Here is an 18,815-nt window from a genome sequence, read left to right on the forward strand (position 1 = left end):
CAGCCCTCAGTGCGGCCAGAGCTGGCTGCGAAGGCGCGACTGAGTTCGCGCTGGTCCAACCGGTCGCCGTTCCTCCGCTCACTGCACGTCGTGCGGCAGGTACGGATCGGGAAGAACACGCTCGTGTTCGCTCCGCCCAAGAGCAAGAAGGAACGCAGCGTCCCGGCCGGTGACGGCGTCCTGGATGAGCTGGACGATTACATGGACGAGTTCCGACCGGTCACGGTCACGCTGCCTTGGGAGAAGCCTGGCGGGCGTCTCGTGACGGTCCGGCTGCTCATGACGACCCCGGACAAGAACGCCTGCCGACGACAGAGGTTCAACATGGGCGTGTGGCATCCGGCGTTCGCACGGGCTGGCCTGATCTACGTGCCGCAAGACGACGGCATGCACGCGATGCGGCACCTCTACGCGTCCGTCCAGCTTGAGAACGGCGTCTCGATCAAGGCGCTGAGCGTCAACCTCGGGCACAGCGATCCCGGCTTCACGCTCCGCATCTACACGCACCTGATGCCATCCAGCGGCGACAAGAGCAGGAAGGCCGCCAACGCGCTCTTCAAGCCCAAGACTCCCACGGGCAAGGAAGAGAGCATTGATATCGCTTGAACCCGAACAATCGAAGAATCCGAAGCAGGAGTGCAGTGAGTGCTCGACCGATTACGGAATGATGCAAGATTAACCCATTTGTGTTGTCTTGACCCCCACCAGTCAGTTCCCTATGTACCCTCTTCTGCACCTAACCTAAGGGGGGGAAGGTGCGAGTCTCCCAGTTCTACAAGCTTGGCCGAGGACAAGAGTCGTTGGAGTTCGTCGACGTCAGCATCTCGGACGACGTGGTGTGTTTCGTCGATCCAGGCTCCATCAGATTCTTGACAACACCACTGGCGCATCACTGCGCGAGCCTTGTCCAGTCGTTTTTCGGGCACGTTCTTCATTGCATCAGCACCGGCAGGCGCGGAGAGGCACACGCCCTGCTCTCTAGCTTGAGTGAGATAAACGAGACACATCTAGGCTTTTCAAGGGGTAAGTCACGTGGACACGGGATGGGCAACAAGCTCGCAGCCAAGATGTGGTCAGCGCTCGCAGAAAGCAAGGCAGCTCAATCGGGAGTCCTCAGCGATCTTGAGGAGACTGCACTATTCGTAGAAGGTGTCGACCGCGACATAATTTCGGACGTGATTAGCAATATAATTCGCGGACCACTGATTGACTTCACCAACTCGATGGCGACGAAGTACTCGATCCCGGTGACCGACGGATTTCACATGCTTGAGTGGGATCGACAGGCCCGTGCGTGGACGCAGCGGGTATGCTCGCTACCAGCCCCCGAAGGCGACCCCCTGATCCTCATCCCCCGAATGTTCGTCCGTCGACGTTCTGGAACATTCTCAGCCCAGACGTACTACCGACACTTTGTGGTGCCTGTCCTGCAGGACGAGCACTATGCCGCCAACAGCGAACTCGTTCGACTCCTGAAGAGCGGCGCACGAAGGCCTCCGACCAAGAAGTCAATCATGGGCCTTCATCCCGACGTAAAAGAGACAAACGTAGAGGTAACGGAGCGCTCTCCAAATCTACTTGGAGACTACAGAGAAGATGCTCGCCAGAAGTTTCACCTCATCGATATCGACGAGCTGAACGAGGCAGTAGGCTCCCCGCCAGCGAAATTCGACGAACTACTTGAAGCGGCATTGCGCGTCACCCCCGGCTCCGACGGAGCAACTGCATACCATACCGCAGTGGAGAAACTCCTCACAGCGCTTCTCTATCCCGCGCTAGATATGCCCAAAATAGAACGCCCCGTTTACGGCGGGCGCAAGCGGATCGATATCGACTACGCAAACGTAGCGAGAAAAGGGTTCTTCCACTGGTTTCATTCAGTCCACGGACAACCATGCTCATTTGTTCCGGTCGAGTGCAAAAACTACAGCCAGAAACTGAAGAACCCCGAGTACGACCAACTGACCGGGCGTTTCAGCGTCCAGACCGGCGTTCTTGGTATCCTTTGCTATCGCGGAATCTCTAACAAGAGCGAGGTTGCGGACCACTGTCGCGATGCAGCGACCAGCGGGCGTGGGTACATCCTGGCCCTGGATGATGATGATCTCCGTACCCTCGTTGAGGAGCGAAAGACCGTCCCAGGCGGTGAAGAGTTGATGTTCTTCTTCCATAGGTTCAGGACGATCTTGCAGTAAGGCCGCCAACGCGCCCTTCAAGCCGAAGAAGCGGGCTGACGGCCTGGAGACGGCCTGACAAGATCAGCTAGCTAGAAAACACCAGGTCAGGAGTACATCGCGAGCCAGATGGCGATGTAGTGGCAGATCGCCGCCACGACAGTCGCCGCGTGGAAGAACTCGTGATACCCGAACACCTGCGGCCAGGGATTCGGCCACCGGGTCGCGTAGAACACCGCACCGACCGTGTAAAGCGCCCCACCCACCAGCAGCAGCACCAAAGCAGCGACCCCGGCGTGGTGCAGCAACTCAGGCAGCACGAACACGGCCACCCAGCCCAGGGCGATGTAGATCGGCACCCCGAGCCACCGCGGCGCGTGCGGCCAGGCCAGCTTCAAGGTCACGCCGAGCAGCGCGCCGATCCACACGACCCAGAGCACGGTCGAACCGGTCCCCGGATCCATCGCCAGCAGCGCGAACGGTGTGTAGGTGCCCGCGATGAACACGAAGATCATCGAGTGGTCGAGCCGCTTCATCCACGTGCGCACGCGCTCGGACTGCCACGTCACGCGGTGGTACAGCGCCGAGACGCCGAAGAGGCCGAGGACTGTCAGGCCGTAGACGGAGGTGGCCATGGCAGCGCGCGCGGACACTGTGGACGCCGCTAGAGCGATGAGCGTCGCGCCTGTCGCCACCGAGGCGATGAACGACCAGAGGTGCAGCCATCCACGCAGGCGCGGCCGCAGTCCGGGCTGAGGAGGAACGGTCGCAGTGGTCACAGGGTCCTAGGTTACGCGACCGTAGGTTTCCTACCGCGACTCAGTGATGAACGTTGCACGGCGTACGCTGTTCGGACGTGGCACTCCGCACCCGTGTGAAAGACGTCGCTATCCACTTCTACGAGTGGATTCTCCGCCGCGAGCTCAGCGCGAACACGCAGGTGCCCAAGCACGTCGGCGTGGTTCTCGACGGCAACCGCAGGTGGGCCAGGGAAGCCGGGTTCACCGATGTCGCGCACGGGCACAGGGCCGGCGCTCGCAAGATCCTCGAGCTGCTCGACTGGTGTGGTGACGCCAAAGTGGAGGTCGTCACCCTCTGGATGCTGAGCACCGACAACCTCAACCGCGACAGCGACGAGCTCGGGCCGTTGCTCGACATCATCGCGGACATCACCGACGAGCTGGCCGAGGACGGCAAGCCGTGGCGGGTTCGGCACGTCGGCGCGCTCGACATGCTGCCCAAGGAGCACGCCGAGCGGCTCACGAACGCCTCGAACAGGACCAAGAACCGCACTGGCATCCAGGTCAACGTCGCCGTCGCGTACGGCGGGCGGCAGGAGATCGCGGACGCCGTGCGGAAGCTCCTCACCGCGCACGCCGAGCGCGGCGGCACCATCGAGGAACTGGCCGAGGTCCTCGACGTCGACCACATCGCGGAGCACCTCTACACGTCCGGGCAGCCCGACCCCGACCTGATCATCCGCACGTCCGGTGAGCAGCGGCTCTCCGGCTTCATGCTCTGGCAGTCGGCGCACTCGGAGTTCTGGTTCTGCGAGGCCTACTGGCCCGGTTTCCGGCGCACCGACTTCCTGCGGGCCATGCGCGAGTACGCCAAGCGCCACCGCAGGTACGGCGGCTGACACGACAAAGGGGCGCTCACCGCGAGGTGAGCGCCCCTTCGAGCGTTGGGGACGAGATCAGTCGTCCCAGCCCCACTCGGCGCCGTCCTCGATGCCGCCGGCCGCGCAGGTCTCCGTGATGGAGGGCGAGTTCACCGGAACCGCTCCACCGAGCACCGCGACGTTGTTGCCACACGCACCCAGAACACCGTTCAGGTTGTTGGCGTTACCCGCGATGAGCAGCGGCGCGTTCTCCCAGTGGTGGCCCTGAACGGCCATCGCCGGCGAACCAACAGCAAGGAACGCGGCAGCCACACCGAGAGCGGCGCCAGCCTTCTTCAGCACGATATTTCTCCTCATGAAGGTTTAAACGGGGAAAAACGCGTCTGGGGGCGCCAGAAATGACGCCCCCAGACGTACAGCTAAAAGGGAGATCAGCCCTCGTCGACGATGCCGCCGGCGGCGCAGGTCTCGGTGATCGACGGCGAGTTGATCGGCACGGCGCCGCCCAGGACACCGACGTTGTTGCCGCAGGCACCGACAGTGCCGTTGAGGTTGTTGCCGTTCAGCAGAACCAGCAGGGGGCCGTTCTTCCAGTGGTGTCCACCGTGGCCCTCGCCGGCCATGGCGGCCGGGGCGAACGCGAGCGACAGCGCGGCTGCAGCGGCAACCACGGCACAGGCCTTCTTCATGTGATTCTCCTTCATGTCGGGTTATCCCCGTCATTTCCGGAGTCTTCGGGGATCTCCGGAGCGGTGGGGTCTCCGGGCGGAAACGCTATAGGCATTGATCTCGAATGGCGGCCCGCGTGACCCCATTGTGTGACGCCAAGATCAACAACATTCCCCGATCAGGTGGTCGTCGATTCACGATTCGGTCGCGAGTAAGGCGCTGTGGTAGACGCTCTAAGCTCTCCGGCTCATGGACGCCAACGAGCTGGTGCGCGGCTACCTGGTGCTGGGGCTGCGGCTCGGGCGCCTGGTGTCCGGGTTCGTCGACTCGTACACCGGCGACCCGGCACTGAGCCGCGCCGTCGACAACGAGCCGCGCCTGCACCCCAGGGCGCTGGGAGACCACGCGCGTCTGCTGCGCAGGGAGATTCCCGGCAGCGACCTCACTGAGCAGCGCAAACAGTTCCTCGACGCGCATCTGACGGCGCTGGAGTGCACCGCGCGCAAGCTCGACGGCGAGCACATCTCGTTCGTCGACGAGGTCCAGCGGTACTTCCAGGTCCGCATCCGCCCCGGCGACGAGGACGCGTACGCGCAGGCCCACCGCAACCTCGGCGCCGTGCTCGAGGGACCGGGCTCGCTCGCCGACCGCCTCGCCGACTTCCGCGACACCGACGAGGTGCCCGCGCGCAGGCTCCAGGGCGTCGTACAGGCCCTGTCGAGCGCTCTGCGGGACCGGGTGCGCCAGAAGTACGCGCTGCCCGAGCAGGAGATCGTGGAGTACCAGATCGTCACGAACAAGCCGTGGAGCGGCTTCAACTACTACCTCGGCGGCTACCGCAGCAGGGTCGCGATCAACGCCGACATGGGTCACCGCATGTCGAACCTGCCGCACCTGGTCGCGCACGAGTCCTATCCGGGCCACCACACCGAGCACTGCCGCAAGGAGGCTGGCCTGGTCGCCAAGCGCGGCCACGCGGAGCAGTCGATCTTCCTGATCAACACGCCGCAGTGCCTGATGGCCGAGGGCATGGCGGACCTCGGCCTGCACGCCGCGGTCGGGCCGGGCTGGGGCGTGTGGACGGAGCGGATCCTCGGCGACCTCGGGTTGCGAATGGACGGCGAACTGTCCGAAAAGGTCGAGTCGGCGGCATCGGGCCTGCTCACGGTGCGGCAGGACGCCGCTCTGCTGCTACACGATCGGGGTGCGGATCAGGATGACGTGGTTGCGCATCTGCGCAGGTGGCTGCTAGTCCCCGATCGCCGCGCACGGCAAATGGTCCGTTTTCTGGCCGATCCGCTGTGGCGCGCGTACACCACGACATACGTCGAAGGGGTACGTCTCGTTCGGGCCTGGCTCGACGTCCGCGCGCCCGGTGAATCGCTCGACGACCGCTATCTGAGGCTTCTCGACGAGCCGCTCGTGCCGAAATCACTCGAATCCCAGGTCAGGGACGGTGTCTCGTGGTTGGCGCACAACACCCACGAGAACAGCATCTGACCAGCAAAAACACGGCTGCGGTCACGTTTCGGGTTGTTTTCGGGCAGATGACAAATCGGGATTCACCTGTGTGGCTTCGTGCAGATGGGGCACTTCCGCAGGTAACTTCGAAAGCGGCGGGACGCGACCACTGCGGACCGCGCAGGGAGGCTCTGATCGTGGCAGACAACGTCGCGAGGGGGCCGGCACCCGGCCCTCGTGGTCGACCTGCCTGACGCCACACCGGCGGAGGGCAAGACGATCAATCAGGGTGGTGCCTGGCCCAGCGAGGAGCGGACGCGGGTGCCGCGTTCGTGAGGGAGTTGCCGTGAACGCACGACGTCCCGCGAGCCGTTCCTCAGGCTCATCGCGCAGTTCTTCCTCCCGGCGCAAGTCCGCCGCCCCAGCCATCACGACATATGTGCTGGACACGTCGGTACTGCTGTCCGATCCTCTCGCCGCCACCCGTTTCGCGGAGCACGAGGTCGTGCTCCCGCTCGTGGTGATCAGCGAGCTGGAGGGCAAGCGCCACCACCCCGAACTGGGCTGGTTCGCGAGGGAAGCCCTGCGACTGCTCGACGACCTGCGCTTGCGGCATGGTCGCCTCGATTCGCCGATCCCCATCGGGGATCTGGGAGGCACCTTGCACGTCGAGCTCAACCACTCCGACCCGGAGGTGTTGCCATCAGGTTTCCGAACGGACTCCAACGACGCCCGAATCCTCGCGTGCTCCCTCAACCTCGCTGCTGAGGGGCGCAACGTCACCCTGGTGACGAAGGACATGCCGCTGCGGGTCAAGGCCGGATCGGTCGGCCTGCAGGCGGAGGAGTACCGGGCGCACGACGTCACCCTGTCAGGCTGGACGGGAATGTCCGACATGGACGTCCCGCAGTCCCTCGTGGACACCCTGTTCAAGGAGAACGTCGTCGACCCCACCCAGTACGAGGACCTGGAGCAGATCGCGGAACTGCCCTGCCACACCGGAATCCGGTTGCTGGCGGGCACCTCGAGTGCGCTGGGCCGGGTGACCGCGGACAAGCAGATCAAGCTGGTGCGCGGAGATCGGGAGGCGTTCGGACTGCACGGGAGGTCCGCCGAACAGCGGATCGCACTGGATCTGCTGCTGGACTCCGAAGTCGGCATCGTCTCGCTGGGCGGGCGTGCGGGCACCGGCAAGTCGGCACTGGCGCTGTGCGCCGGTCTCGAGGCCGTGATGGAGCGAAGGCAGCACCGCAAGGTCGTGGTGTTCCGGCCGTTGTACGCGGTCGGTGGCCAGGAGCTCGGCTACCTGCCGGGTAGCGAGAACGAGAAGATGGGGCCGTGGGCGCAGGCGGTGTTCGACACCCTCGGCGCGCTGGTGAGCCAGGCGGTGGTGGAAGAGGTGATGGACCGCGGAATGCTCGAGGTCCTGCCCCTCACCCACATCCGCGGCCGCTCGCTGCACGACTCCTTCGTGATCGTGGACGAGGCGCAGTCGTTGGAGCGCAACGTGTTGCTGACCGTGCTGTCGCGTCTGGGCAGCAACTCGCGGGTGGTGCTGACGCACGACGTGGCGCAGCGCGACAACCTGCGGGTCGGCCGGCACGACGGCGTGGCGGCGGTGATCGAGAAGCTGAAGGGCCACCCGCTCTTCGCTCACGTCACGCTGACGCGCTCGGAGCGTTCGCCGATCGCGGCCCTCGTCACCGAGATGCTGGAGGACTACGCCTCGTAGTTCCGTGAACGAGAACGGCCCCGCGCAGCTTTCGTTGCGCGGGGCCGTTTTCTGCGTCCGGGGCCTAGTCCAGGGCCCGTTTCATGAAGCCGCGCAGGCCGAGCCCGCCGAAGCCGGCGATCGCGAGGACGAGCACGCCCAGGACGATCGGCAACGGGATGTGCGGCACGTCCGGCACCAGTTCCGCGCGCATGCCCTCGCTCACGTACGTCAGCGGGTTGAGCGCGCAGATCACCTTGAACCACAGCAGGTCGTCGCTCAGCGACCGCCACGGGAACTGGGCGGAGCCCGTGAACAGGATCGGGGTGAGGATCACCGCGAACATCACGTTGACCCGGCGCGCGGGCACCGACGTGCCGATGACGAGGCCGACACTGCCACCGGCGAGACAGCCGAGGATGATCACCAGCAACGCGCCGGGGATTCCCGACCACGCCCACGACACGTCGAGCATCACGAACCCGACGGGCACCATCAGCACGGCCGCGAAGAACCCGCGGATCGCGCCGAACACGATCTTCTCCACCGCGACGAGCGGAATCGAGATCGGCGCGAGCAGCCGGTCCTCGATCTCGCGCGTCCACGAGAAGTCGAGCACCAGCGGGAGCGTCGTGTTCTGCAACGCGCCTAAGAACCCGTTCATCGCGATGATGCCGGGCAGCAGCACCTGCGCGAAGTCGTTCTGCACGTACCCGATGTCCCCCAGCACCTTCGCGAAGATGAAGAGGATGAAGAACGGCTGGATGATCACCTGCGCGAGGAAGCTCGGCAGTTCGCGGCCCGTGACGAAGACGTCGCGCCACAGGATCGCCTGGAACGTCCTGAGTTGGCTCACCGAAGCTCCCTGCCGGTCAGGTGGATGAAGACGTCTTCCAGGCTGGGCTTGCCGATCGCGACGTCGCTGACCGTGACGTCGAGGTCCCGCAGGACGTTCAGCACGGCGGGCAGCGTGATCGAGGTGTCGCTGTCGGTGTAGACGCGGAACACGTTGTTCAGGTCCTCGACCCGCTGCACACCCTCCACTTCGGACAGTCCCTGGGTGATCTTGGCGGGCTCGCTGCCGTTCGGGCTCACCGTGACGCCCACGGTGTTGCTGCCGGGCAGGCTCTTCGTGAGCTCTTCCGGTGTGTCCAGGGTGAGCAGCTTGCCGTGGTCGACGATGCCGACGCGGTCGCACAGCTTCGTGGCCTCGTCCATGTCGTGCGTGGTGAGCACGACGGTGACGCCGTCCGCGTGCAGTGCGGCGACGCGTTCGTGGACGAAGAGCCTGGCCTGCGGGTCGAGTCCGGTGCTCGGTTCGTCGAGGAACAGGACCTTGGGACGGTGCATCAGCGCACGGGCGATCATCAGCCGTTGCGCCTGACCGCCGGACAACGTGTCGACGAGCGCGTTCTGATGGTCCTTGAGGCCCATCCGCTCGAGGATGTCGTCGGCGAGCGCCTGCCGTTCCTTCGGGCCGATGCCGTGATAAGCCGCGTGGAACAACAGGTTCTGCCGCGCGTTGAGCGACCGGTCGAGGTTGTTGCGCTGCGGCACGACCGCGAGCAACTGCCGTGCGCGCTTGGAGTCGGCCACGACGTCGACGCCCTCCACGAACGCCTGCCCCGAGGTGGGGCGGACGCGCGTGGTGAGGACACCGACCGTGGTCGTCTTGCCCGCGCCGTTGGGCCCGAGCAATCCGAAGACCTCACCCCGGCGGACCTCGAAACTCAATCCGTCCACCGCGGGTTTTTGTCCCGTTTTATAGACTTTGCGGAGATCTCTTACCGAGACCGCTTCGTCCACTTTTTCACCATCCCCCTGGCAACGGCCTTCCCTCCGCGAATCCAGCGGCGGACTGGATGCCGAGCACAGCCTTGTCGTGGAATTCCTCCAGCGAGTTCGCACCGGCATACGTGCAGGCCGAGCGAACGCCGGACGTTATCGCATCGAGCAGGTCCTCCACGCTCGGGCGCACCGGGTCCAACCGCATTTTCGACGTGGAGATGCCCTCTTCGAACAACCCCTTCTTGGCCCGGTCGAACGCGTTGTCGCTGCGCGTCCGCGCCGTCACAGCGCGCTTCGACGCCATTCCGAAGGATTCTTTGTAGAGGTTCCCGCGCTCATCCCGCTGCAGATCCCCGGGCGACTCGTAGGTGCCCGCGAACCAGCTGCCGACCATCACGCTGCTGGCCCCTGCGGCCAACGCCAGCGCCACGTCGCGTGGGTGCCGCACGCCGCCATCGGCCCACACGTGCTTGCCGAGCCTGCGCGCCTCCGCCGAGCACTCCGCGACGGCGCTGAACTGCGGCCGGCCCACACCGGTCATCATCCGCGTGGTGCACATGGCGCCGGGCCCGACACCGACCTTGATGATGTCCGCGCCGGCCTCGACCAGGTCCCGCACGCCCTCCGCGGTGACGACGTTGCCCGCCGCGACCGGCACGCTCGGGTTCGCTTCCTTCACGGCCTTGAGCGCCGCGATCATCTTCTCCTGGTGCCCGTGCGCGGTGTCCACGACCAGCACGTCCACCCCGGCCTTGATCAACGCTTCGGCCTTGGCCCGCACGTCCCCGTTGACCCCGACGGCGGCCGCGACGCGCAGCTTCCCGTCGTCGTCCTTGGCCGGCTGGTAGACCTCGGCCCGCAGCGCCGTCAGCTCGGTCAGCACGCCCCTCAGCCGCAGCGAGTCGTCCACGCCCAACGCGATCTTGTGCGCGCTGTGGTGGAGTTCGTCGAACACGTCCTGAGGCCGTGAGTCGAGCGACAGCTTCAGCACATCGGTGTTCATGACATCGCCAAGGCGCGCGAACCGGTCCACGCCCGTGAGCGCGGCCTCGTCGACAACGCCGAGAGGCCGCCCACCGTCGTCCACGATGACAACAGCCCCGTGCGCCCGCTTGTGCAACAGGTTCCAGGCGTCCGCCACGGCGTCACGCGTCGTGAGCGTCAACGGGGTGTCCCAGACGGGATGCCGCTCCTTGACCCACGCGATGATCTCCGCGACGGCCTCGGTCGGCACGTCCTGCGGGATGACGACGAGCCCGCCCCGCCGCGCGATGGTCTCCGCCATCCGCCGCCCGGCCACGGCCGTCATGTTCGCGACGACGATGGGGATCGTGGCCCCGGTGCCGTCCGATGTGGAGAGGTCGACGCCGAACCGGGACTCCACGGCACTGCGGCCGGGAACGAGGAAGACGTCGTCGTAGGTCAGGTCGTAAGAGGGTCGATGCCCTTCGATGAACCGCACGTGCTTCCACGATACGCGCCGTGTCTCACTTGGGCAGCCGGTCTCACGCGGGCGGACGCGTCACGGCTGCCAGATGTAGCCGGTGGCCGTGGTCACCACGACGAACCCGAGGCGTTCCAGGATCGGCCTGCTGTCCTCCGTCGCGTCGACCTGCAGGTACTTCACGCCCCGTTCGATCGCGATGCGCGCACGGTGTGCCACGAGAGCGCGGTAGATGCCCTTACCTCGCCACGGCGCGAGCGTGCCGCCGCCCCAAAGCCCGCCGAACTCGGTGCCCGGCACGATCTCCAGCCGCGCGGACGACACGACCTGACCGCCGGCTTCCGCGACCACGACGACCGTGTTGGGGTCGTCCTGCTTGTCCAGCAGGTAGTCGACGAGCCAGCTGCTGTCCCGCTCGAACACCTCGGTGGCCGTGGCGGCCAGCCGCCGGAAGTCGGCCTCGTCCCTGGTCTCGCGCAGGACGATCCCGTCCTCGAGGTGGACCGGACCCGCCATCTCCTCGGCGCGCCCGATGAGCACGGTCTCGCGGCCATCGGAGACGAACCCGGCCGCCTCCAGCCGTTGCGGCAGGTCAGCGGGCTTGTCGTGGCCCCAGGTCTTCCACTCGACGGACTGCCCGCGCGCGGCGAAGAAGTCGCGCTGGCGTGCGATCACCGCGTCCAGTTCGGCGCCCTCGAGGCTGAGGTTGGGCGGCCCCGCGACGAAACCGCGGCGATGTTCCCAGGCGACCCGGAACACCTCCGAGTCCCGCACGGCGTCGGCATACGCCTCCCACTCGGAGGGTCGAGCCTGGGTGTCGAAGGCGCTGAGCAGCGCGGAAACGTCGGTCACTGGTTCGACGCTATCGCCGGGCACTGGTGCCCGCACCCGATTTTCGAACCAGTACCGACCGAGCGCGAGCACGCTGACCGGCCACTTCTCGGTGATCACGCGGTGCAGGACCGGGTGCTCGGATCCGGTGACGTGGGGCAGCCACTCGCCTGGTTCTCCGGCGAACGTCACCGGGGCGCCGTAGACCTCCGGCCAGGGCTCGACCACGTTGAGCAGGAGGCCTCGGGCGGGCACACCGCGCCAGCCGTTCTCCAGCTGGGAGGCGAGTTCGCCACCGTCGCCGAAGTCGAGGCCGACCCAGACCTCGATCCGCACCGTTTCTCCGGTGTCGAGGCTGATCGGCAGGACCACGCGGACGGTGAAGCCGAAGTCCTGCACGGCGAGAGCCCGCCCGTCGTACCAGCTCAGCGTCGCGCCGCGGTCCAGCTCCGTCCACTGCGCGAAGTCGTCCGGCTCGGCGTAGACGCGGCTGAGCTCCTGGCTTTCCCCCATGCCACCAAACTAGCGGCGGTCAGCCCTCGGGATTCGGTTGTGCGGCAGGCAGAAGCGCCCTCACCTCCTCGATGGTCGTCGCTTCCGACGGGTCCTTGTCCGGGCGGTAGCGCACGACGCGGGCGAACCGCAGCGCGACGCCACCGGGGTAGCGCGGCGAGACCTGCACGCCGTCCAGTTCGATCTCGATCACCAGCTCCGGGCGGACCATGACCACCCAGTCGTTCTGCTCGGCGGCGATCTCCTGCAGGGCCTTGGTCTGCCACTTCAGCAGCTCGTCGGTGAGGCCCTTGAAGGTCTTGCCGACCATCACGGGCGGGCCGCCGTCCGGGTCGCGGGCGCCGAGGTGCAGGTTCGAGAGCCAGCCGCGGCGGCGGCCGCTGCCCCACTCGACGCCGAGCACGACCAGGTCGAGCGTGTGCACCGGCTTCACCTTCTGCCAGGCCTTGCCGCGCCGGCCGGCCGCGTAGGGCGAGGCCAGCGACTTCACCATCACGCCCTCGTGGCCCGCGGCCAGCGCCGCCGTGACGACGGCCGCCGCCTCCTCCGGTGAGGGGTCCAGCACGCCCGGGATGACGTGCTCGCCCGCCACCTGCCGCAGTGCGGCGAGGCGGTCGCGCAACGGCTCGTCGAGCAGGTCCTTGCCGTCGAGGTGCAGGCAGTCGAAGAAGTACGGGTGCAGCAGCAGCTCGCGTTCGTCCTGCGCGCCGAACCGGCTCATCGTCTCCTGGAACGGGCGCGGTCTCCCCTCGTCGGTCAGCGCCAGCGTCTCGCCGTCGAGCACCACCGACGTGCACGGCAGGCCTCGCACGAGTTCGACCAGCTCAGGCACCGTCTTGGTGATCTCGCGCAACGTGCGCGTGTAGACGTGGACCTCGTCGCCGGAGCGGTGCACCTGGATGCGCGCGCCGTCGAGCTTGTGCTCCACCACGACGCTGCCGAGCTCGGTCAGCGCCTCGTCCAGTGACTCCGCGGGCGAGGCCAGCATCGGTCGCAGAGGGCGCCCGACCTCCAGCCGGAACGCCTCCAGGACCGGCGCGCCGCCGTCCAGGGCGGCCACGGCGGTCTCCGGTAAGCGGCCGGACAGCATGAACGCGCGCCGCACCGTCTCGCCCGGCACGTCCGCGGCGGAGGCGATCGCGTCGAGCATCACGCCCTCCAGCGCGCCCTGCCGGAGCTCGCCGGTGAGCAACCGACGTAAGAAGTCCTGCTCGGCCTCTGTCGACCGCCCGAACAACGCCGTCAGCAGGTCGACCCGGCGCTGCGCCGAGCCCTTGCCGGACGTCGCGGCCACCTCGGCGAGCGCGGCGTCGACCTCGGCGATCGTCAGTTCGGCACGATCGGCCGCAGGCACGGCCAGATCGACGACGGTGCGCCAGCCCGCACCGATACGACCCTGCCGCGGGGTGCCGATGAGGAACGACACCACCGCGACCACTACGTCCGCCGTCGCCGCGCGCAGCAACGCGGACAGCGCCTTGACCTTGGCCAGGCGCGACCGCGTCGCCGCGACGGCGGCTGACGTGTCGACCACTTCGGAGAGAAGCACGTGTTCAATGGTGCACCCCGGCACTGACAATTTCTGGAGGCGCGGGCTAGGCTGCCCCGCCAACCGTTCTACCTGGGGGTTTACCGAACCATGAACGCTTTCAAGATCGTCGCGGCCGCACTGCTGTTCGCCGCCGCCGCGGTGACGACGCTCAGCGCCACCGGCGACGGCACCGACCGCGAACACATCATGAGCGACCGCGAGCACATCATGACCACCGCTCGCGAGCACATCCTCTAGGCCACCGCGACGTCGGCGATCTCCCTGACCGCCTCGCGCAGACGGTCAGGGGTGAGCGCCGCGTAACCGAGCACCAAACCGGGCCACATGGGCGTGCGCGTGTACTGCGCCAACGCCCAGACGTGCATGCCACGCTCCGCGAGCCTGCTCTTCAACGCGAGGTCGTCCGTCCCGTCAGGCATGCGCAGCACGACGTGCAGACCAGCCGCGACGCCGATGGGCTGCCATGCGGGCAGATGCTCCGCAACGGCCTCCAGCAGCGCGTCCCGCCTCTTCCGGTAGAGCGCGCGCGTACGGCGCAGATGCCGGTCATAGCCACCCGTCCGCAACAGGTGCGCGAACGCGGCCTGCGGGATCGTGCCGGTGCCCATGTCGTTGTACTGCTTGCGTTGCACGATGCCTTCGCGCAGCCGTTCCGGCACCACGAGCCACCCGAGGCGCAACGCCGGCGCCAGCACCTTGCTCGTCGTGCCCTGGTACACCACGTGCTCGGGCGCAAGGGCTTGCAACGCGCTCAAGGCCGGCCGGTCGTACCGGTGCTCGGCGTCGTAGTCGTCCTCGATGATCAACGCGTCCCGCTCGCGGGCCCAGTCGACGAGCGCCCGCCGCCGTTCCGGATGCAGCACCACACCGAGCGGAAACTGGTGTGCCGCAGTGACCAGCACCGCTTTGCAGTCCGTTTTGGACAGAAGATCGACCCTGATGCCCTTGTCGTCCACCGGAATCGGCACGGTGTTCAGCCCGTGCGACCGCAGCATGTTCTCGCCGCCGAAGTGGCTGGGTTCCTCGATCGCGATGCTGCCGTTCAGGATCCGGGCGGTGAGCTGCAACCCGTCCGCCGCGCCGTTGGTGATCACCGCGTCCTTCGCGACGACCGCCCGCACCCGCGAGAGGTAGTCGACGATCTCCTTGCGCAGCCCCACAAACCCGGCCGGGTCGGGATAAGCGAGGTCCTCGTCGGGGAGCTCGGCGAGCGCCGAGCGGTGAGCCGCCACCCACTCGGCGCGGGGAAACGCACCCAACGCCGGCAGCCCGGGCCGCAGGTTGTACCGCCACCGCGGCGGCGGCTCGGGCACACCGCACACGCCGGCCGGTCCGAGGCTCGCGACCGTCGTCCCCGACCCGCGCCGGCTGGTGAGATACCCCTCCGCGACGAGCTGCGTGTACGCCGACGTCACCGTCCCGCGCGCCACGTCAAGCTGCGCGGCCAGATCCCGGCTCGACGGCAGCCGCGTACCCGGCAGAAGCCGCCCGTCCCGGATCGCCCGGCGCAGTTCGACCTCCACCCCACGCCGCCGCTGATGCCCCGGCAACAGCAGCTCACGAAAAGTGGTCCAGTTCGTAGCCATCGAAGTGGAGCTTAAACCTGGACCAGTCCAGCGCAAGGCTGGTGGACATGAAACTCGGGGTGGCCGCGGGAGCGACAGCGGCAACGATCGTCGGAGCGTCCGTTCCGATCACGGGAATGCTCGAGGGCTACCCGGTCCTGACCGGTCAGGCCATGCGCTACGCCCTCGGCGCGGCCGTGTTGCTGCTGGTGGCACGCCGTCTGCCGATGCCGTCATGGCGTGACGTCCCGCCGCTGCTCGGCGTGGTCATCACGGGCATGCTCGGCTTCAACGCCGTGCTCATCGCCGCCCAGCAGTACGCGGAACCGGGCTTCGTCGCCGCCGTCATGGGCGGCGCCCCCATCGCACTGGCGCTGCTCTCCCGCCAACGAACCGCATCGGCCGTAGTGGGCGCCGTGGTGGTGGCGGCAGGCATCGTGCTGTTGTCCGGCGGCGGCTCGTGGCACGGCCCGGGCCTTGCGCTCGCATTGGTCACGATGGCCGGCGAGGTCTGCTTCACCTTGTTCGCCGTGGGAGTCGTACGACGCCTCGGCGTGCTCGGCGTGGCCACCTGGACGTGCATCCTGGCGACGGTGATCGGCGCGGTGCTCGGCACGTTCATCGGCGGCTGGCAGATGCCGAACGCCAGGCAGGGCTTCTCTCTCGCGCTGCTGGCCGTGGTGGTGACCGCGCTGGCCTTCGGACTCTGGTACTTCGCCGTGAACCGCCTGGGCTCCGACCGCGCGGGCGTGCTCATCGGCCTGATGCCGGTCTCAGGCCTGGCAACCTCCGTGCTGCTCGGCGCACAGGAACTCACGCTCGTGTCCGTCGCCGGCGTCACCACGGTCGCACTCGGGTGCGTCATCGGGCTCCGGAGAGGAACGCACGAGCCAACTGGCGCACACGAACCAACGGACGCCCACCACACACACGACGCGGGCCGGGTACCCCCAAATTCAACAATAGCGAACGGGTCTGACACTGCCGGGCAAGTCGTTGTGCCGTAAGAATTTCAGGGTTTGCCGCCGCGGAACGACGCGGTTGCCTCGGCGGCGTCCTTCAGCAGCGAGATCCGGTTCGCGGCCTGGCTGTCGAAGGTGATGAGAAGGGTCAACGCGAACCAGGCGACCGACGCGACGACCCACGCTCCGCCGATGGGACCGGACAGGTTGAGCCCCAGCAACCAGCACCAAGGACAGCGGTATCAACCCAGGAGCAGACCGCGCGCCTTGGTGCCGGCAACTCGTCGAGGCAGCCGCGCACCAGCACTGGATCAGGGGTGGTGACTTCCGCGAGCAGGTCATCGCGGTTCTCGCGGCGGGGCAAGACGATCCACAGGTCGAACGAACGTAGGCGCTGTGCGCACTGCCGGCATCGGTCACGCCAGATCGCTCGACTCACCGGGTCCACGAGGCGAACCTCTCGCCAGAAGCCGGACTCGAGCACTGCGGCGGGCTCGCCCGCAGTCGTGAGCGAGCACTCCTCGTTCTCGGTCAGAGCACGTGGATCCATGAGTGCGTGAGTCAGTTCGAAGAGCCGCCCGAGCAGTCGAAAGTCGCGGTCGAACGGTCAGCCGTCACCCGCGACCACGACCGCCATCTGCCGCACGATCGCCCGCGAGTCGCCGGGCTCAGCGAGAACCCGGTCGAAGATCTCCCGCTGCGCCGCCGTGAACCGCCCGCGCTCCACCAAGGCAACGGCGAGGCTGTGCACGTCGACGTCCGCGGAGTCGCCCTTCGAGTACCAGAACCACACGGCGTGAAGGGCGGCCTCGCGCGGTGCGCCGTACCAGTGCGACGGACGGTTCGGGTTGGGCGCGGACGGGTGCGGCACGCGGTAGCCCAACTCCTTGGCCCGTCGCCGGAGGACGCCGTAAGCGTGCAGTTCGGCCTGCCAGGCGGTGTAGCTCGCGGTCAGCAGTTCCATCGCGCGCGGCAACGCGGCCGGGTCACGGGTGAAGTCACCTGCCACGAACCGAAGGAAGCTCAACGCCGCGTGGAATCCGATCGGCCGGTAGCGGTTCAGGCAGCCGCACAACGCCGTCACGCGACGACCCAGCGGCAGCGACTCGTCGAGGACTTTCCTTCTGTCACTGGAAAAACTCACGAGCTGACCTTCGCGAGCCAGGAAGCAGCCTCGTCGGCGGGCAGCACGCGGGCGATGTCGACGAGAGGCGTCATCATCGGGTAGAGGCGGCCCGTGTTCCACGACCGCTGGTACGGCGGCGGGCCCAGCACGACGACCCGGCGGCCCTCGAACAGCGGGATGTCGGACGGGCGGCCCTCGTTCCAGATCGTGTCGCCGAAGCCGTCGGACAGCTCGAACTGGCCGCGGATTCCGCCCTCTGGCTGGAGGTCCTCGCCCACCGACGCCGCCTCCACCCACGCGTCCAGCGGCGGTTCGCCGGGCACGTGCTCGGGGACCAGGCGGTACGCGAGCAGCGTGTGGAGCTGGAAGTTGTCGCCGAGGCCGCCGATCGTCACCTCGAAACCGGTGCCACTGGGGCGATGCAGCACCAACAGCGGTTCTAGGTCCACGACCATCAGCAGGCCGTAGAGCCAGGAATCGGTTGGCACCGCGGCCAGAAGGCGTGAGCGGTGCGGCAAGCCGGCGCGGACGTCCTCGTCCTGCAAAGGCAGCAGAAGAGCGCGCTCCCAGGTCTCGCCGTCGCCGCGTTCGAAGGCTTCCACCACGCGCAGGACCAACGGCTCCAACGCATCGCACGCGCCGATGTAGAACAACAGGTTGCCGAGCAACTCGTTGACCTGGACGTCCGGCGACGAGGACAGGACCAGGGCCGCCGCCGACATCTCGTCGGGCGAGCGGCCCTGGGCCTCATCGATGAACTTCTCGAACGCGCCCGGCTCGTCCCGGACGACCGCTTCCGCGACCGACGTCAGATCCACGAGCAGCAGGCTAGGCCAGATCGGGCCCCTGCGAGCGGAGATCGTCGACCTTCGACATGGCGTCACGCAGTTCGTCGAGCCACGTGTCCGCGTGCTCGCCGACCAGGCGCACGGCCCATGCCAGAGCGTCTGCCCGTGAACGGGCCACACCGGCTGCTACCAGCGTGTCGAGCACCTGGCGTTCCGGCTGACGCAGGCGCGTCATGACCGGCACGGCCAGGTGCGTGAAGAGTTCGCGCGTGCTGCCCTGCACGGCACCCCAGGCGACCTTGCGGCCGTAGCGGTGCTCGGCCTGGCGGGCGATCTCGATGCGTTCCTCGCGGGTGTCCTCACGCCAGCGCGAGATGCGGCCCGACTCGGCCGCGGCACGCGAGGCGTCGTCGAACTCGCCCTCCAGCGCGGGCAGCGTGCCGACGACCGTGATCTCCTCGCGGTCGATGATCACCTCGGGCGCGCCGGCGAACCAGGCGTCCGGGAGCCTTCCCGCGAACCACGCCGCCGCGTCGTCGGCCGAGGGCAGGTCGGCCTGCTGCCACCCGCCTCGTCCTCGCCATCCACGTCCCATTACAACCACCCTTGA

20 protein-coding genes are annotated in these 18,815 nt (G+C 67.3%); 7 read left to right on the plus strand and 13 right to left on the minus strand.

The window, feature by feature from the left end; all coding sequences use genetic code 11:
- Nucleotides 1-90 precede the first annotated feature (90 nt).
- Nucleotides 91-606 (plus strand): tyrosine-type recombinase/integrase, encoded by a 516-nt coding sequence (locus tag ACH413_RS22980; protein ID WP_360037902.1) that lies wholly within the window; start codon nucleotides 91-93, stop codon nucleotides 604-606.
- A gap of 194 nt (nucleotides 607-800) precedes the next feature.
- Nucleotides 801-2,195, plus strand: coding sequence for a hypothetical protein (locus tag ACH413_RS22985; RefSeq protein WP_360037905.1), 1,395 nt, complete (start codon nucleotides 801-803; stop codon nucleotides 2,193-2,195).
- A gap of 86 nt (nucleotides 2,196-2,281) precedes the next feature.
- On the opposite strand, the gene ACH413_RS22990 is transcribed toward ACH413_RS22985, so the two are convergent.
- The gene (locus ACH413_RS22990; protein WP_360037908.1) at nucleotides 2,282-2,953 is read right to left on the minus strand and encodes a hemolysin III family protein; all 672 of its coding nucleotides are present in this window, start codon (nucleotides 2,951-2,953) and stop codon (nucleotides 2,282-2,284) included.
- 77 nt (nucleotides 2,954-3,030) lie between these two features.
- Here ACH413_RS22990 and ACH413_RS22995 point away from each other — a divergent pair, with 77 nt between their 5' ends.
- Nucleotides 3,031-3,813 (plus strand): isoprenyl transferase, encoded by a 783-nt coding sequence (locus tag ACH413_RS22995; protein ID WP_360037911.1) that lies wholly within the window; start codon nucleotides 3,031-3,033, stop codon nucleotides 3,811-3,813.
- Between the two features lie 57 nt (nucleotides 3,814-3,870).
- Here the strand turns inward: ACH413_RS22995 and ACH413_RS23000 are convergent, their stop codons facing one another.
- Complete coding sequence (locus ACH413_RS23000) at nucleotides 3,871-4,137, minus strand: hypothetical protein (RefSeq protein WP_360037914.1); 267 nt, start codon at nucleotides 4,135-4,137, stop codon at nucleotides 3,871-3,873.
- A gap of 89 nt (nucleotides 4,138-4,226) precedes the next feature.
- Nucleotides 4,227-4,484, minus strand: a complete 258-nt coding sequence (locus ACH413_RS23005) for a hypothetical protein (RefSeq protein WP_360037917.1) — start codon at nucleotides 4,482-4,484, stop codon at nucleotides 4,227-4,229.
- Between the two features lie 229 nt (nucleotides 4,485-4,713).
- Between ACH413_RS23005 and ACH413_RS23010 the strand changes: the two genes are divergently transcribed.
- Nucleotides 4,714-5,964, plus strand: coding sequence for a DUF885 domain-containing protein (locus ACH413_RS23010; RefSeq protein WP_360037920.1), 1,251 nt, complete (start codon nucleotides 4,714-4,716; stop codon nucleotides 5,962-5,964).
- 400 nt (nucleotides 5,965-6,364) lie between these two features.
- Nucleotides 6,365-7,657, plus strand: coding sequence for a PhoH family protein (locus ACH413_RS23015; RefSeq protein ID WP_396425150.1), 1,293 nt, complete (start codon nucleotides 6,365-6,367; stop codon nucleotides 7,655-7,657).
- Between the two features lie 64 nt (nucleotides 7,658-7,721).
- Here ACH413_RS23015 and ACH413_RS23020 read toward each other — a convergent pair whose 3' ends face one another.
- From ACH413_RS23020 to ACH413_RS23040, 5 genes are read right to left on the minus strand one after another with little or no spacing between them, the layout of a single operon-like run.
- Nucleotides 7,722-8,492 carry an ABC transporter permease gene (locus ACH413_RS23020; protein ID WP_360037926.1) on the minus strand — a complete coding sequence of 257 codons (771 nt, stop codon included), beginning with the start codon at nucleotides 8,490-8,492 and terminating at the stop codon, nucleotides 7,722-7,724.
- The gene (locus ACH413_RS23025) at nucleotides 8,489-9,442 is read right to left on the minus strand and encodes an ABC transporter ATP-binding protein (protein ID WP_360037928.1); all 954 of its coding nucleotides are present in this window, start codon (nucleotides 9,440-9,442) and stop codon (nucleotides 8,489-8,491) included. Before ACH413_RS23025 ends, ACH413_RS23020 begins: the two co-directional genes overlap by 4 nt.
- Before the next feature lie 4 nt (nucleotides 9,443-9,446).
- Nucleotides 9,447-10,886, minus strand: a complete 1,440-nt coding sequence (locus ACH413_RS23030; protein WP_330271018.1) for a GuaB1 family IMP dehydrogenase-related protein — start codon at nucleotides 10,884-10,886, stop codon at nucleotides 9,447-9,449.
- A gap of 60 nt (nucleotides 10,887-10,946) precedes the next feature.
- Complete coding sequence (locus ACH413_RS23035) at nucleotides 10,947-12,212, minus strand: GNAT family N-acetyltransferase (protein WP_360037931.1); 1,266 nt, start codon at nucleotides 12,210-12,212, stop codon at nucleotides 10,947-10,949.
- A 19-nt stretch (nucleotides 12,213-12,231) separates the two neighbouring features.
- Nucleotides 12,232-13,761 (minus strand): ATP-dependent DNA ligase, encoded by a 1,530-nt coding sequence (locus ACH413_RS23040; RefSeq protein WP_360037934.1) that lies wholly within the window; start codon nucleotides 13,759-13,761, stop codon nucleotides 12,232-12,234.
- 90 nt (nucleotides 13,762-13,851) lie between these two features.
- On the opposite strand from ACH413_RS23040, the gene ACH413_RS23045 reads away from it, so the two are divergent.
- Complete coding sequence (locus ACH413_RS23045) at nucleotides 13,852-14,001, plus strand: hypothetical protein (RefSeq protein WP_360037937.1); 150 nt, start codon at nucleotides 13,852-13,854, stop codon at nucleotides 13,999-14,001.
- Here the strand turns inward: ACH413_RS23045 and ACH413_RS23050 are convergent.
- The gene (locus ACH413_RS23050) at nucleotides 13,998-15,350 is read right to left on the minus strand and encodes a PLP-dependent aminotransferase family protein (protein ID WP_360037940.1); all 1,353 of its coding nucleotides are present in this window, start codon (nucleotides 15,348-15,350) and stop codon (nucleotides 13,998-14,000) included. The two genes, ACH413_RS23045 and ACH413_RS23050, sit on opposite strands and share 4 nt — an antisense overlap.
- Before the next feature lie 47 nt (nucleotides 15,351-15,397).
- Here ACH413_RS23050 and ACH413_RS23055 point away from each other — a divergent pair, with 47 nt between their 5' ends.
- Complete coding sequence (locus tag ACH413_RS23055; RefSeq protein WP_360037943.1) at nucleotides 15,398-16,336, plus strand: DMT family transporter; 939 nt, start codon at nucleotides 15,398-15,400, stop codon at nucleotides 16,334-16,336.
- 5 nt (nucleotides 16,337-16,341) lie between these two features.
- On the opposite strand, the gene ACH413_RS23060 is transcribed toward ACH413_RS23055, so the two are convergent.
- The 4 genes from ACH413_RS23060 to ACH413_RS23075 all read right to left on the minus strand — a co-directional run bounded on the left by ACH413_RS23060 (nucleotide 16,342) and on the right by ACH413_RS23075 (nucleotide 18,800).
- The gene (locus tag ACH413_RS23060; protein ID WP_360037946.1) at nucleotides 16,342-16,512 is read right to left on the minus strand and encodes a hypothetical protein; all 171 of its coding nucleotides are present in this window, start codon (nucleotides 16,510-16,512) and stop codon (nucleotides 16,342-16,344) included.
- A gap of 386 nt (nucleotides 16,513-16,898) precedes the next feature.
- Nucleotides 16,899-17,435, minus strand: coding sequence for a hypothetical protein (locus tag ACH413_RS23065; protein ID WP_360037949.1), 537 nt, complete (start codon nucleotides 17,433-17,435; stop codon nucleotides 16,899-16,901).
- Nucleotides 17,432-18,235: a hypothetical protein gene (locus tag ACH413_RS23070; RefSeq protein WP_360037952.1), complete on the minus strand. Its 804-nt coding sequence runs from the start codon at nucleotides 18,233-18,235 to the stop codon at nucleotides 17,432-17,434. Before ACH413_RS23070 ends, ACH413_RS23065 begins: the two co-directional genes overlap by 4 nt.
- 10 nt (nucleotides 18,236-18,245) lie before the next feature.
- A complete protein-coding gene (locus ACH413_RS23075; RefSeq protein ID WP_360037955.1) occupies nucleotides 18,246-18,800 on the minus strand; it encodes a hypothetical protein in 555 nt (184 codons plus the stop codon).
- Between the last annotated feature and the right edge of the window lie 15 nt (nucleotides 18,801-18,815).

It is taken from the genome of Lentzea sp. NPDC020367, from assembly GCF_044387305.1.
In the GTDB taxonomy this organism is placed as follows: domain Bacteria; phylum Actinomycetota; class Actinomycetes; order Mycobacteriales; family Pseudonocardiaceae; genus Lentzea.

Excerpts from the sequence above, each read along its gene's own strand:
- ACH413_RS23055 (WP_360037943.1), top strand. The coding sequence starts at position 15,398 with ATGAAACTCGGGGTGGCCGCGGGAGCGACAGCGGCAACGATCGTCGGA.
- ACH413_RS23005 (WP_360037917.1), bottom strand. The coding sequence starts at position 4,484 with ATGAAGAAGGCCTGTGCCGTGGTTGCCGCTGCAGCCGCGCTGTCGCTC.
- ACH413_RS23035 (WP_360037931.1), bottom strand. The coding sequence starts at position 12,212 with ATGGGGGAAAGCCAGGAGCTCAGCCGCGTCTACGCCGAGCCGGACGAC.
- ACH413_RS23010 (WP_360037920.1), top strand. The coding sequence starts at position 4,714 with ATGGACGCCAACGAGCTGGTGCGCGGCTACCTGGTGCTGGGGCTGCGG.
- ACH413_RS23050 (WP_360037940.1), bottom strand. The coding sequence starts at position 15,350 with ATGGCTACGAACTGGACCACTTTTCGTGAGCTGCTGTTGCCGGGGCAT.
- ACH413_RS23045 (WP_360037937.1), top strand. The coding sequence starts at position 13,852 with ATGAACGCTTTCAAGATCGTCGCGGCCGCACTGCTGTTCGCCGCCGCC.
- ACH413_RS23075 (WP_360037955.1), bottom strand. The coding sequence starts at position 18,800 with ATGGGACGTGGATGGCGAGGACGAGGCGGGTGGCAGCAGGCCGACCTG.